Below are 15,204 nucleotides of genomic sequence, written 5' to 3'. Positions count from 1 at the left end.
CATCGATGCATCACCAAAACAAGGAGCGACGAGAGATGAGCAAAGCCATCCGGATCGAGCAAACCGGCGGTCCCGAAGTCATGCAGTGGGTCGATGTGCAGGTGGGCGACCCCGGCCCCGGTGAAGTGCGCGTGCGCCATGAGGCGGTGGGCCTGAACTATATCGACGTCTATTTCCGCACCGGGCTGTACAAGCAGCCGCTGCCGGGCGGGCTGGGCATGGAAGGCGCCGGCGTGGTCGAGGCGGTCGGCGAGGGTGTGCGCCACGTAGCCGTGGGCGACCGCGTGGCCTATGCCGGCCGTCCCACCGGCGCCTATGCGCAAGTGCGGGTGATGCCGGCCGACATCGTGGTGCGCCTGCCCGACGCGATCCCGTTCGACACCGCCGCGGCGATGATGCTGCAAGGCCTGACGGCACAGTACCTGATCCGCGACAGCTACAAGGTGCAGCCCGGCGACACCGTGCTGCTGCACGCGGCCGCCGGCGGCGTCGGGCTGATCGCCTGCCAGTGGCTGAAGGCGCTCGGCGTGACCGTGATCGGCACCGTCGGCAGCGACGAGAAGGCCGAACTGGCGCGCGCCAACGGCTGCGCCCACACCATCGTCTATACCCGCGAGTCGTTCGTCGAGCGGGTCAGGGAGATTACCAACGGCAAGGGCGTGCCGGCGGTCTATGACTCGATCGGGGCGGATACATTCCGCGGCTCGCTCGACTGCCTGGCGCCGCGCGGCACCATGGTCAGCTTTGGCAACGCCTCGGGGCCGGTGCCGCCGTTCGATCTTTCGGTGCTGGGCAACAAGGGCTCGCTGCGCCTGACGCGGCCGACGCTGATGACCTACGTGGTGCACCGCGAACTGCTCGAGCCGATGGTGGCCGACCTGTTCGACGCCGTCACCACCGGCAAGGTGAAGATCGACATCCGCCAGCGCTACGCGCTGTCCGAGGTGGCGCAGGCGCACCGCGATCTGGAATCGCGCAAGACTACCGGCTCGACCATCCTGCTGCCCAACTGAGCCACACGGCACTGGCAAGCAAAAGCCCCGCAGCGGCAAGTGCCGCTGCGGGGCTTTGTTCATGGTGCCGCCGTCAGTGCGGCCGGACCGTGGTCGCGGTGGCGCGCGCTTGCGCCTGGCGCAGGATATGCGGCGGCAGGCGCTTCAGGATCATGTGCACTGCCAGCGGGATCAGCACGATGTCGTCGACGATGCCAAGGCCGGCAACAACGTCGGGAATCAGGTCGATCGGCGAGATCGCGTAGAACAGCAGGCCAAGGGCGGCAGGCTTGAGCCACGCCGGCGCATCCGGATGGCGCAGCGCATACCAGAACAGGCGCCCGTCGCGGCGAACCAGCGTCCACAGGGCGGAAAAACGCTTCAACATGAGAGGCCTCCTTCACATGGCGGGCGCCGGTTACTGGCGCATGCACAGATAGCTTGGGCCGTAATTGCCGGCTTCAAGTTCCGGAAGTGCAGGAGATGCCTTGGGGATAGCCAAGGCCGGCGGTTTGCTCCCCTCTCCCGCTTGCGGGAGAGGGGCAGGGGGAGAGGGCAGGAGGGTCAAAGGCTGAGGCGGTGGGTAAAACCGTTGGCCCCGTTTGATGTGGCTCCTGGCTAAACCACCCCTCACCCCGGACCTCTCCCCATGAGGGGAGAGGGAGAACACCTTGCTTAGGTTGGCTCGGGCGACTTTGGTGCACCAATCAGCCCGGGATCTTCCCTTCCACGCCCTCGACATAGAACTTCACGCCGTGCAGGAATTTGTCATCCGCGACCTGGTCCTTGGCCAGCTGTTCCTTGCCGGTGTTGTCCTTGATCGGTCCCTTCCAGATCGGCGCGGTGCCGTCGGCGATGCCCTTCTTGCGCTCGTCGACCAGCGCCTTGACGTCGGCCGGCACGTCGGCGTTGTAGCCCTTCAGGTCGATCATGCCTTCCTTCAGGCCCCACCACGTGGTGCTGTTCTTCCACTGGTTGTTCAGCACGTCTTCGACCACCTTGTTGTAGTAGACGCCCCACGAGATCACCGACGCGGCCAGGTGGGCCTTGTCGCCGAACTTGCTCATGTCGCTGTCCCAGCCGAAGGCATGCACGCCTTTCTCCTGCGCGGTCTGCACCACGGCGGCGGAGTCGGTGTTCTGCATCAGCATGTCCACGCCCTGGCCGATCAGCGTGGTCGCGGCTTCGCGTTCCTTGCCCGGATCGAACCACTTGTTGACCCACACCACCTTGACCGTGGCGTTCGGGTTGACGCTGCGCGCGCCAAGCGTAAACGAGTCGATATTGCGGATCACCTCGGGGATCGGCACCGAGGCCACCACGCCCATCTTGCCGGTCTTGCTCATCTTGCCGGCGACCACGCCTGCCAGGTAGGCGCCTTCATAGGTGCGCACATCGTACTGGGCCAGGTTGTCGGCGGTCTTGAAGCCGGTGGCGTGCTCGAACTTCACGTCCGGGAATTCCTTGGCGACCTTGAGCATCGACTCCATGTAGCCGAAGGTGGTGCCGAAGATCAGCTTGTTGCCCTGGCTGGCCAGGTCGCGGAACACGCGCTCGGCGTCGGCGGCGGATTCGGGCACGTTTTCGACGAAGGTGGTCTTGACCTTGTTGCCGAACTTCTCTTCGACGGCCTTGCGGCCGGTGTCATGCGCGAAGGTCCAGCCGGCATCGCCGACCGGGCCGATATAGACGAACGCGACCTTGAGCGGCTCGGCCGCCTGCCCGGCAGCGGGCGCGGAAGCGGCACCGGCGGGTTCGGCGGGCTTGCCGGCTTCCTTCTTGCCGCAGCCGGCCATGGCCAGCACGGCGGTAGCGGCCAGCGCCGCCAGGGTCTTCCTGCGCGTGACGATCATGATTTCTCCTTGTGTGTATGGGTTGGTGGCTCGGGGATTTCCGTCAGAAAAACGATCAGGCATTGCCGGGGCGGAACGGCTTGCCAAGCGATGCCGGCATATTCAGGCGTATCCACGCGGGGTTGCGCGAGATCAGCGCCAGCACCACGATGGTGGCGGCGTAGGGCAGCATCGACAGGAACTGCGAGGGCACCGACACGCCAATGCCCTGCAGGTAGAACTGCAGGATGGTGACGGCGCCGAACAGCCACGCACCCACCAGCACGCGGCCCGGGCGCCAGGTGGCGAAGGTGGTCAGTGCCAGTGCGATCCAGCCGCGGCCGGCCACCAGGTTCTCGACCCACATCGGGGTGTAGACCAGCGACAGATAGGCGCCCGCCAGCCCGCAGCATGCGCCGCCGAACAGCAGCGCGCCGAAGCGGATGGTGCGCACCGGATAGCCCAGCGCGTGCGCGGATTCCGGCGACTCGCCGATCGCGCGCAGCGTCAGCCCGGCGCGCGTGCGGAACAGGAACCACATGATGGCGAAGCACAGCAGCAGGCTGAAGTACACCATCCAGTGATGCTGGAAGAATGCCGGCCCGAAGAAGGGCAGGTCCGCCAGTCCCGGCACGGCCTTGGCCTGCGCCGGCATGGCATGGCCGACGAAGCGCTGGCCCATGAAGGCCGACAGGCCGGTGCCGAAGATCGACAGCGCCAGCCCGGTGGCCACCTGGTTGGTGGCCAGCACCAGCGCCAGCCACGAGAACAGCGTGGCCATCAGCATGCCGGCCAGCGCACCGGCGGCAAAGCCGAGCATGGGCGACTGGGTCTGGTAGCCGACCATGAAGCCGGCCACAGCGGCGACCAGCATCATGCCTTCGGCACCCAGGTTGAGCACGCCCGCGCGTTCGTTGATCAAAAGGCCCAGCGCCGCCAGCAGCAGCGGCGTGCCGGCGTTGATGGCGGTGGCGATGAGGGGAGCGAGTTGTTCCATGTTCTGTGTATGCTCCGCTCAGGCCGTGGTGGCGCGCCAGCGCAGGCGATTGTCGATCAGCGTGTCGCACGCCAGCAGGAAGAACAGCAGCATGCCCTGGAACACCCAGCCGATGGCCGAAGGCAGCCCCAGGCGCGACTGCGCCATCTCGCCGCCGATATAGAACAGCGACATCATGATGCCGCCGAATACGGTGCCGACCGGATGCAGCCGCCCGATAAAGGCGACGATGATGGCGGTGAAGCCGTAGCCCGGCGAGATCGAAGGCAGCAGTTGCCCGATCGGCCCCACCACTTCGAAGGCGCCCGCCAGGCCGGCGGTGGCGCCGGAGATCAGCAGCGCGCTCCACAGCGCGCTGCGCGCCGAGAAACCGGCATAGCGCGCCGCGGCCGGCGCGGTGCCGCCCACCTGCAGCCGGTAGCCGGCAAAGCTGCGGAACACGAACACGGTCATCACCGCGACCAGCACCAGCATCACGACAAAGCCCACATGCAGCCGCGAGCCCGCCATCAGGTTGGGCAGCAGGTATTCGGACGAGAACACCTTCGATTGCGGGAAGTTCATGCCGTTGGGATCCTTCAGCGGCCCGTTCACCACCCACAGCAGCAGCTGCTGCGCGATGTAGGTCAGCATCAGCGAGACCAGGATCTCGTTGGCGTTGAAGCGGTCCTTCAGCAGCGCGGTCAGCGACGCCCACGCCATGCCGCCGACAATGCCGGCCAGCGACGCCAGCACCAGCACCGCGCTGCCCGGCATGGTCTGGCCCGGCACATCGAAATACAGCACGGCCGCGCCGGCGCAGATGCCGCCGGCGATCAACTGGCCGTCGGCGCCGATATTCCACACGTTGGCGCGGTAGCACACCGACAGGCCCAGCGCGCACAGCACCAGCGGCACGGTCTTGAGCAGCACCTCGCCAATCGCGCGCTGGTCGCGCAGCGGATCGGCCAGGAACACCTTGAGCGCCGCCACGGGATCCTTGCCGAGCGCGAGGAACAGCAGCGCGCCGAACAGCAGCGTCAGCGCCAGCGCGAGAACCGGCGAGGCGTAGGCCATCGCGCGCGAGGGCAGGCCGCGCGGTGCCAGCGTGAGCGGGGAACGGGGCAGCAGGGTGCGCATCTCAGCCATGGCTTGCCACCTCCGTGCCGGCATGGGCCTGGGCCGGGCCGCCTTCCCACAACCCGCTCATCCAGAGCCCCACCTGCTCGCGCGTGGCGGTCTCGGTCGCCACCGACGGCGACAGCCGGCCCTTGGCGATCACGTGCAGCCGGTCGCAGATCGCGAACAGTTCGTCGAGCTCTTCCGACACCACCAGGATGGCGCAGCCGGTGGCCTTCAGCGCCAGGATCTCGTTATGGATCTGCGCCGCGGCGCCGACATCGACGCCCCAGGTGGGTTGTGCCACGATCAGTACCTTCGGGCCGCTTTCGATCTCGCGGCCGACAATGAATTTCTGCAGGTTGCCGCCCGACAGGCTGCGCGCCAGCGCATGCGGCCCGCTGGCCTTGACGCGGAAGCGGCCGATCACGGCCGATGCCAGCCCGGTGGCGGCGCCGGGCGAGATCATGCCTTGCCGGACATAGGGCGGGGTCTGGTGCGACAACAGGATATTGGTGGCCAGGCTCATGCCTGGCACCGCGCCGCGGCCCAGGCGCTCTTCCGGCACGAACGCCAGCCCGGCGCGGCGGCGCTGGCGCGCGTCGAGGCGGCCCGCCGGCTTGCCGGCGAGCTGCACCGACATGGCGTCGGCGCGCGTGTCTTCGCCGGACAGCGCGGCCAGCAGCTCCTGCTGGCCGTTGCCCGAGACCCCGGCGATGCCGACGATCTCGCCGGCGTGGACATCGAGTGAAACCTGGCTCAGCTCGGTCGCGAACGCGTGCGCGCGCGGCAGCGACAGGCCTTGCACGCTCAAGCGCACCGGCCCGCGCTGCGCGGCCACGCGGGCCTCGCGCGGCGGTTCGCCGCCGATCATCAGGCGCGACAGCGACGCCGCGGTTTCCTGGCGCGGATCGCACACACCGGTGACCTTGCCCATGCGCATCACGGTGGCGTGATGGCACAGCGCGCGGATTTCGTCGAGCTTGTGGCTGATGTAGAGGATGCTGGTGCCTTCGGCGGCCAGCTGGCGCAGCGTGACGAACAGCGTTTCCACGGCCTGCGGCGTCAGCACCGAAGTGGGCTCGTCCAGGATCAGCAGTTGCGGGCTGGCCAGCAGCGCGCGCACGATCTCGACGCGCTGGCGCTCGCCGACCGACAGCGTGTGCACATGGCGATTCGGCTCCAGCGGCAGCCCGTAGCGCCCGGCGGTTGCGCGGATGCGCTCGGCCAGCTGCTTCATGTTGCCTTGCTGCGCGGGCGGCAGGCCCAGCGCGATGTTCTCGGTCACGGTCAGCGTGTCGAACAGCGAGAAATGCTGGAACACCATGGCGATGCCCAGGTTGCGGGCGTCGTGCGGGCTGTTGATGGTGACCGGGGCCCCGTTGAAGTGCATCTCGCCGGCATCGGGACGGACCGCGCCGAAAATGATCTTCATCAGGGTGGACTTGCCGGCGCCGTTTTCGCCCAGCACGGCATGGATCTCGCCAGGCGCAACGCTGAGGCTGACGTCGTCGTTGGCGACGACGCCCGGGTAGCGCTTGCTGATATGGGCCAGCGCCAGCCGGGGAGGGAGTTGTGATGTCACTGAGGCGGCTCGGATTGTTGTTGTGGCAGCAACGGGATGCGTCAAAAGCGCGGCAGTGCGTGGCGCAGCATCGCCGCGACGCATTGCAGCATTCATCATGAATTCGTGATGCCTGGTATTGGTGACGAATTATATAAGTGCGCGGGGGCTGGAAGGCCCGAATCGGGCGAGTGTCCAGTCTGTGCAACGGTTGCGGGGTGGTTGCAAGTCGCATGCCGGCTGAGGCACGAAAAAAAACCGCCGCCTCCTTGCCGGAGGCGGCGGTCCTGGGATGCAGGCTAGCAAACCGGAAATCTGGATTACCCTCCGGCAGCCGTCGCAAAGCGCCCGTCGCGGAAATCCGCCAGGGTCTGGTAGATCTGCTCCTGCGTGTTCATCACGAACGGGCCGTACTGCGCGATCGGCTCGTTCAGCGGGCGGCCGGCGATCAGCAGGAAGCGCGCGTCGGCCTCAGCCGTGACGATGACGCCGTCGGACTGGCCGGCGTTGTCCAGCACGCCCATGCGCTGCGCTTCGATCACGGCGCGATCGTCGCCTGCGCCGACCGAGACTTCGCCCCGGTACACGTAGATAAAGGCGTTGTGTCCGGCCGGCAGCGCCTGCGCAAAGGCCTGGCCGGCCGGCAGGTCGACGTCCAGGTAGACCGGCTCGGTCACCGGCCGCGTGATCGCGCCGGTCACGCCATGGCTGGCGCCGGCCAGCACACGCACCGTAGCGCCATGCCCGAGCGCAACGGTCGGGATCTCGGCGGCCGGCAGGTCGCGGTACCACGGCGCCGTCATCTTGTCGGCAGCCGGCAGGTTCAGCCACAGCTGGAAGCCTTCCATGCGGCCGTCTTCCTGCTCCGGCATTTCCGAGTGGACCACGCCGGCGCCCGCCACCATCCACTGCGCGCCGCCGTTCTGCAGCAGGCCTTCGTTGCCGGCGCTGTCGCGATGGCGCATGCGTCCAGCCAGCATGTAGGTGATGGTCTCGAAGCCGCGGTGCGGGTGATCGGGGAAGCCGCCGATGTAGTCGTCCTTGCTATCGGTGCCGAAGGCATCCAGCATCAGGAACGGATCCAGCCGGCGCTGCAGGTTCTGCGTCAGCACGCGCGTCAGCTTGACGCCGGCGCCGTCCGAGGTGGCGATGCCGCGCACCACGCGGTCGACGGTGCGCGAGCGCCGCACGGTTTCCGCGGTGGCTGCCGGAATGGTAGGGGTGGGGGTACGGGTGTCCATGGCTTGCTCCTGTGGGACGGGTTGGCGCGGCGATGGCCGGGCGGTCCGTCGTTTCAGCTACCTTGCCAATTTAGGGGTTTGGCGGGGAAAGAGTAGAGGGCGCGCAGGCAACAGATTGTTCTGTCGGTAGCGTAAATGAGCGTTGAGTAGCGAATTCAGAACGAAGACGTGCGGCCATGTGCGGTGCCCGCTGCCTGCCCTCGCGACTTGCAAAAGGCCGAAGATCAGGGCCAGATCTGCTCTAAAAACGCCGAAGGTGACAAGATCGATGAAGATCGCTATAATAGCGCTCTTTTTGTCATCCGTTGATGCGAGAAGCGGCGTGGGAAAATCCCGCCAGCCCTTGCCAGTCAACGGCCGATGGACCGGCGGCGCGTCGGAAAACTTCAATACTTGCGCTGCCACTGGCCAACCGATCGCGATGTGCTTGCACCGCCGGTTGCGCCGCTTCAGGGACTGCTGCGCACGCGGCATCCCGTCAATCGAGATTCCCCGCCCACGGCGGACGAATCCACAGACCGTCCGCCGGCAATCGTGCCGGTCATGGCGGCAATGCAATCTGAACCGGGCTTGGTGGCGCCCCATCTCCGCACGCACCAGCCCATATTGTTTTCCGTCGCTGGGAAGTGGCGCTCTGCGCGCTTTTCAGGCTGGAAAATGGGAGAGTATGTCAAAGCAATCGGCACGGGAGCTGGCCTGGGCAGGACTGACGCTTGCCGCGCTCGCCGCATTGGTGGCGTGCATCGGCGTCGACGTGATCCGCCAGTACCAGGAACGCCTGCTCTACGACGTGGCCGACCACCTGCGGCTGGTGGTGCTGTCGATGGCGCTGGCGCTGGCCACCGGCATCCCGGCCGGCATCGCGCTGAGCCGCCCGTGCATGCGCCGCTGGGCCGACCGGCTGATGCAGGTCTTCAACGTGGGCAATACCGTGCCGTCGCTGGCGGTGCTGGCGCTGGCGCTGGCCGTGCTCGGCATTGGCGAGCGGCCCGCCATCCTGGCGCTGTGGCTGGCCTCGTTGCTGCCGATCGTGCGCAACACCTACGAGGGCCTGCGCAATGTCTCGCCCACGCTGCTGGAAGCCGCGCGCGGCATCGGCATGACGCCGGCCCAGCGCCTGCTGCGTGTGGAACTGCCCAATGCGCTGCCGGTGATGCTGGCCGGCATCCGCATCGCGCTGGTGATCAACGTCGGCACCGTGCCGCTGTCGTTCCTGATCGGCGCCAACAGCCTGGGCGAGCTGATCTTCCCGGGCATCTACCTGAACAACCAGCCGCTGCTGCTGCTGGGCGCCGCCGCCACCGCGCTGCTGGCGCTGGCCCTCGATGCGCTGTTTGCCGGCGCCGGCCAGCTGTACCTGCGCCGCCGCGGCCTGGCGCGCTGAACCTGGGGACACCGACATGGAAAAACAGATGCAATTCATCCGCCGCCGCGCGCGCCGGGTCGCCCTGGTGGTGGCGGCGGTCACCGCCTTCGCGGCCGGCCTGGCGCTGGCCACCGCACCCGAGGCCCATGCCGCCGGTGCGCCCCTCCGCGTGGGCGGCAAGAACTTCACCGAGCAGCTGCTGCTGTCGTCGATGACCACCAAATACCTGCGCGCCAAGGGCTTTGACGCCGAACTGACCGCCGGCCTGGGCAGCACGCTGATGCGCCAGGCCATGGAGAGCGACCAGCTCGACGTGGTGTGGGACTACACCGGCACCGCGCTGATCGTGTTCAACAAGGTCGAAGAGAAGCTGGACGCGCAGCAAAGCTATGCGCGCGTCAAGCAGATGGACGGCGCGCGCGGGCTGGTATGGCTCGATGCCTCCGGCATCAACAACACCTACGCGTTGGCCATGCCGAAGGAGCGCGCCGCCGCCAGCGGCGCGACCACGCTGTCGGCGTTTGCCGAGCGGATGCGCAAGGCGGGCCCCGACGCCAGCCATCCGTTTGCCGTCGACATGGAATTCGCCGCGCGCCCCGACGGGCTGGCGCCGCTAAAAGCGCAGTACCAGCTGCCGTTTTCGCGTCGCGACGTGATCCAGCTCGATCCGGGCCTGGTCTACACCGCGCTGAAGAACAACCAGGTGGAACTGGGCCTGGTGTACGCCACCGACGGCCGCGTCAAGGGCTTCGACCTGGTGCTGCTGGAGGATGACCAGCACTTCTTCCCGCCGTACAACGCGGTGCCGGTGGTGCGCAAGCCGGTGCTCGACAAGCACCCCGAACTGGCGGGCCTGCTCAACGCGCTCGCGGCCACGCTCGACAACCAGAGCATGACCGACATGAACTACAAGGTGGACATCGGCCAGCAGCCGGTGGACAAGGTCGCGGAGGAATTCCTGCACGGCCACGGGCTGATCTGAGGAGGGCCGCATGGACTTGTACTCTTACCTGCAGCACAGCTGGCCCACGCTGCTGAAGATGACCGGCCAGCACCTGGCGCTGGTGGGCTCGGCGGTGGGGCTGGCGATCCTGATCGGAGTGCCGCTGGGCATCGTGATCACGCGCTTCCGCGCGCTCGCCACGCCGCTGCTGGCGCTGGCGACAATCGTGCTGACGCTGCCGTCGATCGCGTTGTTCGGGCTGATGATCCCGGTCTTCGCGCGCTTTGGCCACGCACTCGGCTACGTGCCCGCGGTGACGGCGGTGTTCCTGTACTCGCTGCTGCCGATCATGCGCAACACCTACACCGCACTGGCCAATGTCGACCCCGGCATCCAGGAAGCCGGCCGCGGCATCGGCATGACCACCTGGCAACGGATGCGGCTGGTGGACTTGCCGCTGGCGGTGCCGGTGATCCTCGGCGGCGTGCGTACCGCCGTAGTGATGAATATTGGGGTTGCCACCATTGCCGCCATCATCGGCGCAGGTGGCCTCGGGGTGCTGATCCTGCAGGCGATCAGCCAGAGCAACATGAGCAAGCTGGCCGTGGGCGCGGTCCTGGTCAGCCTGCTCGCCATCGTGGCGGACGCCTTCCTGCAGTGGCTGCAGCGGGCGCTGACGCCGAAAGGAATCCGGCTTTGATCGAACTCGACCAACTCACCAAGTCCTTCCCGCAGAAAGACGGCACTGAAACGCGCGCCGTCGACGCCGTCTCGCTGACGGTGCCGCGCGGCGAGATCTGCGTCTTCCTGGGCCCGTCGGGCTGCGGCAAGACCACCACGCTGAAGATGATCAACCGGCTGATCGAGCCGACCTCGGGCACGGTCCGCATCGATGGCGAGGATACGCGCGGCCTCGACGGCGTGACGCTGCGCCGCAAGATAGGCTACGTGATCCAGCAGATCGGCCTGTTCCCCAACATGACCATCGAAGAGAACATCATGGTGGTGCCGCGCCTGCTGGGCTGGGACAGGAAGCAATGCCGCGAGCGCGCGCGCGAACTGATGGCGATGGTGCAGCTCGATCCCAACCGGCTGCTGTCGCGCTATCCGCGCGAGCTGTCCGGCGGCCAGCAGCAGCGCATCGGCGTGATCCGCGCGCTGGCGGCCGACGCGCCGCTGCTGCTGATGGACGAGCCCTTCGGCGCGGTCGACCCGATCAACCGCGAGAGCATCCAGAACGAATTCCTGCAGATGCAGCGCCAGCTCGGCAAGACCGTGATCATGGTCTCGCACGATATCGACGAAGCGATCAAGCTGGCCGACAAGGTCGCGGTGTTCCGCCGGGGCCAGCTGGTGCAGTTCGACCACCCCGACGCGCTGCTGGCGCATCCGGCCGACGAGTTCGTGCAGGCCTTCGTCGGCCACGACAACACGCTCAAGCGGCTGCTGCTGGTGCGCGCCGGCGATGCCGCCACCATGCCGCCCAGCTGCCGCCCCGGCATGCCGCTGGCCGAGGCGCTGGCCGTGATGGACGACGCCGACGTGCGCCACCTGCCGGTGGTCGACGACGCGCAAGTGGCGCTGGGCTACGTCACGCGCCGCGATGCGCGTTCCGGGCAGGGCCAGTGCAGCGACGTGATGCGGCCGTTCGCCGTTACCGCGGCCTTCGACGAGCACCTGCGCATCGTGCTGTCGCGCATGTACCAGCACAACACCAGCTGGCTGCCGGTGATGGGGGCGGACGGCGCTTACCTGGGCGAGGTCACGCAGGAATCGATCGCGGGCTATCTCAGCTCCGGCCGCTCGCGCGGCCAGGCCGGCGCGCCGGCGGCGGCCGCCACGCCGCTGCGCGCGGCCGCCTGACGCGGCAGTGCCGGCCACGGCAGGGCAAGCGTCTGCGCGCTATGCTTGAGGCATGCTCCGCTATTGCCGCTCGCCGCTGTGCCTGGTCGTCGAAACCCGCTGGCTGATCCCGCGCGGGTTTGATGGCTTCACGCCCGGTCCGCTGATCCTGCTGCGCCCCGGCGCCAGCCAGGCGCTGATCGAGCATGAGAAGGTCCACGTGCGCCAGTTCTGGCGCAGCTGGGGCCTGATGGGCGTGCTCTACCTGGCAAGCCGGCGCTGGCGCCTGCGCTATGAAGTCGAGGCCTACCGCGAGCAGCTGCGGCACAGCCCGCCCGGCGCGGCCCACGGCCTGGCGCGCGTGCTGGCCACCAAGTACCGGCTCGGGATTTCCGAGGGCGAGGCCTACCGGTTGCTGAGGCAGGGCCTGCACGACGATGCCGAATGAAAAACGGCCCGCACCAGTCGCTGGTGCGGGCCGTTTTCTTGTCTGGCGGAAGCGGTGAGATTCGAACTCACGGATGGGTCACCCCATCGGCAGTTTTCAAGACTGCTGCCTTAAACCACTCGGCCACGCTTCCGGAAAGTGCGGGCATTGTAGCGCGAAAGGACAGGGCCTCCGGCGCATTGCCGCGTGCAGACGCTCCGGTCTGGCCGCGCATTATACAAGGCCCGCGTGTCCTGATGGGGACTTGCGCCGACGGCATGGGCGCGGGCGTAAATATCCTGCCACATCTGTTGCCGCGTTGTCGGGCTCTGTCTGACAAGACGGAACCTTCACATCGCGCCATCGCTCATATTGTCGTGCCGGGGCACTGCGCTGTGTGCCGCATCCCCGGCTTTCGCCTGGCAACAGAGGAGAACTCAAAATGCGAATCCCTAGCAAGACTTGGCTGATCGTTCCGGTGGCCGCGGCCGCTGCGCTGGCTGGTTGTGCCGCGCCGTACAACAGTGGCTATGACACCGGCTACAACGCGCCGCCTCCGGGGTACCAGACGCCCAATCCGGGGTACCAGACCCCGAACACCTCGCAGGCCCCGGCCGGCGCGGTGTACTACGGCCGCGTCGAATCGATCGAACCGGTCACCACCACGCAGGGCAGCTCGGGCCTGCTGGGCACCGTGATCGGCGGCGCCGCGGGCGGCCTGCTGGGCCACCAGGTTGGCGGCGGGCGCGGCCAGACCGCGGCGACCATCGGCGGTGCCGTGGTCGGCGCCGTGGCCGGCAACCAGATCGAGAAGCGCGCGGGCAGCAACACGCAGACGGTCTATCGCGTCAACGTGCGCCTCGACGATGGCCGCCTGGCCACGGTCACGCAGTCGAACCTGGGCAGCCTGCAGGTGGGCATGCGCGCCCGCGTGGCCAACGACATGGCGACGCCTTACTGACCTGCCTGCCTGACGTTTGCCAGAAAAATCAAAGGCCACGCTGTCGCGTGGCCTTTTTTTTGTAGCCCGCCTCGCGGCGCTCAGTCCTTCAGGAACATCTCCTGCAGGTCATTGAGGAAGCGCCGCCCCAGTTCAGTGGGGCGGATGGTGGCCAGGTCCGCTTCCAGCAGCCCCTTCTTTTCCGCCTCGGCGAGTTGCTTGCTGATCGTATGCAGCGGCAGTCCGGTGTAGTCATGAAAGCTCGCGGCGGGCACGCCGTCGGTCAGCCGCAGCGCATTGAGCATGAACTCGAACGGCAGTTCATCGGCGCCGACATCGCGCGCTTCCTGCACCGCGTTGCCGGCCATCGCCTGTGCCATATACGTGGCCGGATGCTTGTGCCGCATCTGGCGCAGCACCCGATGCGGGAACGACAGCTTGCCATGCGCGCCGGCACCGATGCCGAGGTAGTCGCCGAAGCGCCAGTAGTTCAGGTTGTGGCGCGCCTCGCGATGCGGTTTCGCATACGCCGATGTTTCGTAGTGCCGATAGCCCGCCGCGGCCGTGCGCGCTTCGATCCAGTCCTGCATCTCGTAGGCGCTGTCGTCGTCCGGCAGCGCCGGCGGGAACCTGGCGAACAGCGTGTTCGGCTCCAGCGTCAGGTGGTACAGCGACAGGTGCGTGGTGCCGTAGGCCAGCGCGGCCTCCACGTCGGCCTGGCATTCCTGCAGCGTCTGGCCCGGCAGCGCGTACATCAGGTCCAGGTTGATGTTGTCGAAGCTGGCCTGCGCGATGTCGATGGCACGGCGGGCTTCGGTGCCGCCGTGGATGCGCCCGAGCGCCTGCAGGTGCCGGTCGTTGAAGCTCTGGATGCCGATCGACAGCCGGTTGATGCCGCTGGCGCGGTAGCTGGCGAACTTGTCGGCCTCGAAGGTGCCGGGATTGGCCTCCATCGTGATCTCGGCATCGGCGTCCAGCGGCAGCAGCGCGCGGATATCGGACAGCAGCCGGTCCATGCCCGCCGCCGACAGCAGGCTGGGCGTGCCGCCGCCGATGAAGACGGTATGGACCGGTCGGCCCCATACCAGCGGCAGCGACTGCTCCAGGTCCGCGCGCAGCGCGTCCAGGTAGATCTCTTCCGGAATCTCGTGGTTGTCGGCGCCGGGAGCGGCGTGCGAGTTGAAATCGCAATAGGGGCACTTGCGCACGCACCAGGGGATATGCACGTACAGCGACAGCGGCGGCGAGCCGGGCAGGCTGATCTGCCCCGGCTTGAGCCACAGCTGCTTGCTGTCCACGGGTACGGACACGGAGGCCGGTACGATCGGAATCATCGGACGGCAGACTCCGCGGCCTCGGCCTGCAGCCGGGCCGCCAGTGCGCGCAGCGCCTGGGCGCGGTGGCTGACGCGGTTCTTCTCTTCGGGCGACAGCTCGGCGGCGGTCTTGCCCAGCCCCGGCAGCAGGAAGTGCGGATCATAGCCAAAGCCGCCCGCGCCGCGCGGCGTGTCGACGACCTCGCCGTGCCACACGCCTTCGGCGATGATCGGGCACGGGTCTTCGGCGTGGCGCACGAACACCAGCACGCAGTAGTAGTACGCGTGGCGGTTGAGCTTGCCGGACAGTTGCGAGACCAGGTAGGCGTTGTTGGCCGTATCCGACTTGGCCTGTCCCGCCATCTGCGCATAGCGCGCGGAATAGACCCCGGGGGCGCCGTCCAGCGCCTGCACGCAGACGCCGGAGTCGTCGGCCAGCGCGGGCAGGCCGGCCAGCCGGCTGGCATGGCGCGCCTTGGCCAGCGCGTTTTCGACGAAGGTGGCGAAGGGCTCTTCGGCCTCGGGAATACCGAGTTCCCCCTGCGTCACCACGTCAAAGCCGAGCGGGGCCAGCAGCGCGCCGAACTCGCGCAGCTTGCCCGGATTGTTGGAAGCCAGGACCAGGCGTTGCATCGCGCGCTCCGCGG

At 67.6% G+C, this 15,204-nt stretch carries 16 protein-coding genes and 1 tRNA gene; 7 read left to right on the top strand and 10 right to left on the bottom strand.

From position 1 onward, the window contains the following. Positions 1–35: 35 nt before the first annotated feature. The gene (locus tag E5S69_RS19890) at positions 36–1,013 is read left to right on the top strand and encodes a quinone oxidoreductase family protein (protein WP_171516350.1); all 978 of its coding nucleotides are present in this window, start codon (positions 36–38) and stop codon (positions 1,011–1,013) included. Between the two features lie 73 nt (positions 1,014–1,086). Here the strand turns inward: E5S69_RS19890 and E5S69_RS19885 are convergent, their stop codons facing one another. The 7 genes from E5S69_RS19885 to E5S69_RS19855 form a co-directional block, all read right to left on the bottom strand. Next, positions 1,087–1,380: a YkvA family protein gene (locus E5S69_RS19885; protein ID WP_171516349.1), complete on the bottom strand. Its 294-nt coding sequence runs from the start codon at positions 1,378–1,380 to the stop codon at positions 1,087–1,089. Between the two features lie 319 nt (positions 1,381–1,699). Further along, on the bottom strand, positions 1,700–2,845 hold the full coding sequence (locus tag E5S69_RS19880; protein WP_171516348.1) for a BMP family ABC transporter substrate-binding protein: 1,146 nt from the start codon (positions 2,843–2,845) through the stop codon (positions 1,700–1,702). A 55-nt stretch (positions 2,846–2,900) separates the two neighbouring features. Continuing rightward, positions 2,901–3,821 carry an ABC transporter permease gene (locus tag E5S69_RS19875; RefSeq protein ID WP_171516347.1) on the bottom strand — a complete coding sequence of 307 codons (921 nt, stop codon included), beginning with the start codon at positions 3,819–3,821 and terminating at the stop codon, positions 2,901–2,903. Positions 3,822–3,839: 18 nt separating this feature from the next. Then, complete coding sequence (locus E5S69_RS19870; protein WP_171516346.1) at positions 3,840–4,949, bottom strand: ABC transporter permease; 1,110 nt, start codon at positions 4,947–4,949, stop codon at positions 3,840–3,842. Then, a complete protein-coding gene (locus E5S69_RS19865) occupies positions 4,942–6,504 on the bottom strand; it encodes an ATP-binding cassette domain-containing protein (RefSeq protein WP_171516345.1) in 1,563 nt (520 codons plus the stop codon). The genes E5S69_RS19870 and E5S69_RS19865 overlap by 8 nt, the downstream gene beginning before the upstream one ends. Before the next feature lie 299 nt (positions 6,505–6,803). Then, positions 6,804–7,724, bottom strand: coding sequence for a pirin family protein (locus E5S69_RS19860; protein WP_171516344.1), 921 nt, complete (start codon positions 7,722–7,724; stop codon positions 6,804–6,806). A gap of 57 nt (positions 7,725–7,781) precedes the next feature. Beyond that, a complete protein-coding gene (locus tag E5S69_RS19855) occupies positions 7,782–8,198 on the bottom strand; it encodes a hypothetical protein (protein WP_171516343.1) in 417 nt (138 codons plus the stop codon). A gap of 193 nt (positions 8,199–8,391) precedes the next feature. Here E5S69_RS19855 and E5S69_RS19850 point away from each other — a divergent pair, with 193 nt between their 5' ends. Genes E5S69_RS19850 through E5S69_RS19830 form a run of 5 tightly spaced genes read left to right on the top strand, consistent with a single transcriptional unit; the run spans position 8,392 to position 12,323 of the window. Beyond that, positions 8,392–9,108 carry an ABC transporter permease gene (locus tag E5S69_RS19850; RefSeq protein WP_171516342.1) on the top strand — a complete coding sequence of 239 codons (717 nt, stop codon included), beginning with the start codon at positions 8,392–8,394 and terminating at the stop codon, positions 9,106–9,108. Positions 9,109–9,136: 28 nt separating this feature from the next. Beyond that, positions 9,137–10,072 (top strand): glycine betaine ABC transporter substrate-binding protein, encoded by a 936-nt coding sequence (locus tag E5S69_RS19845; protein ID WP_171516341.1) that lies wholly within the window; start codon positions 9,137–9,139, stop codon positions 10,070–10,072. Positions 10,073–10,082: 10 nt separating this feature from the next. Then, a complete protein-coding gene (locus E5S69_RS19840) occupies positions 10,083–10,733 on the top strand; it encodes an ABC transporter permease (RefSeq protein ID WP_171516340.1) in 651 nt (216 codons plus the stop codon). Next, positions 10,730–11,896, top strand: a complete 1,167-nt coding sequence (locus tag E5S69_RS19835; RefSeq protein WP_171516339.1) for a betaine/proline/choline family ABC transporter ATP-binding protein — start codon at positions 10,730–10,732, stop codon at positions 11,894–11,896. Before E5S69_RS19840 ends, E5S69_RS19835 begins: the two co-directional genes overlap by 4 nt. 52 nt (positions 11,897–11,948) lie before the next feature. Then, positions 11,949–12,323: a hypothetical protein gene (locus E5S69_RS19830; protein ID WP_171516338.1), complete on the top strand. Its 375-nt coding sequence runs from the start codon at positions 11,949–11,951 to the stop codon at positions 12,321–12,323. A 43-nt stretch (positions 12,324–12,366) separates the two neighbouring features. Here the strand turns inward: E5S69_RS19830 and E5S69_RS19825 are convergent. Then, positions 12,367–12,456: transfer RNA gene (locus tag E5S69_RS19825), tRNA-Ser, on the bottom strand. A 288-nt stretch (positions 12,457–12,744) separates the two neighbouring features. Here E5S69_RS19825 and E5S69_RS19820 point away from each other — a divergent pair. Then, entirely contained in the window at positions 12,745–13,263 is a 519-nt protein-coding gene (locus E5S69_RS19820; RefSeq protein WP_171516337.1) for a glycine zipper 2TM domain-containing protein, read from the top strand. An 80-nt stretch (positions 13,264–13,343) separates the two neighbouring features. Here E5S69_RS19820 and hemW read toward each other — a convergent pair whose 3' ends face one another. Further along, positions 13,344–14,576 carry a radical SAM family heme chaperone HemW gene (gene hemW / locus E5S69_RS19815; protein WP_171516336.1) on the bottom strand — a complete coding sequence of 411 codons (1,233 nt, stop codon included), beginning with the start codon at positions 14,574–14,576 and terminating at the stop codon, positions 13,344–13,346. Beyond that, the gene (rdgB, locus tag E5S69_RS19810) at positions 14,573–15,190 is read right to left on the bottom strand and encodes an RdgB/HAM1 family non-canonical purine NTP pyrophosphatase (protein WP_171516335.1); all 618 of its coding nucleotides are present in this window, start codon (positions 15,188–15,190) and stop codon (positions 14,573–14,575) included. The genes hemW and rdgB overlap by 4 nt, the downstream gene beginning before the upstream one ends. Positions 15,191–15,204 lie beyond the last annotated feature (14 nt).

It is taken from the genome of Cupriavidus necator (assembly GCF_013141915.1).
GTDB lineage: Bacteria > Pseudomonadota > Gammaproteobacteria > Burkholderiales > Burkholderiaceae > Cupriavidus > Cupriavidus necator_B.
Note: the sequence above shows the minus strand (reverse complement) of the source record. Positions and strands in the feature narration are given on the sequence as shown.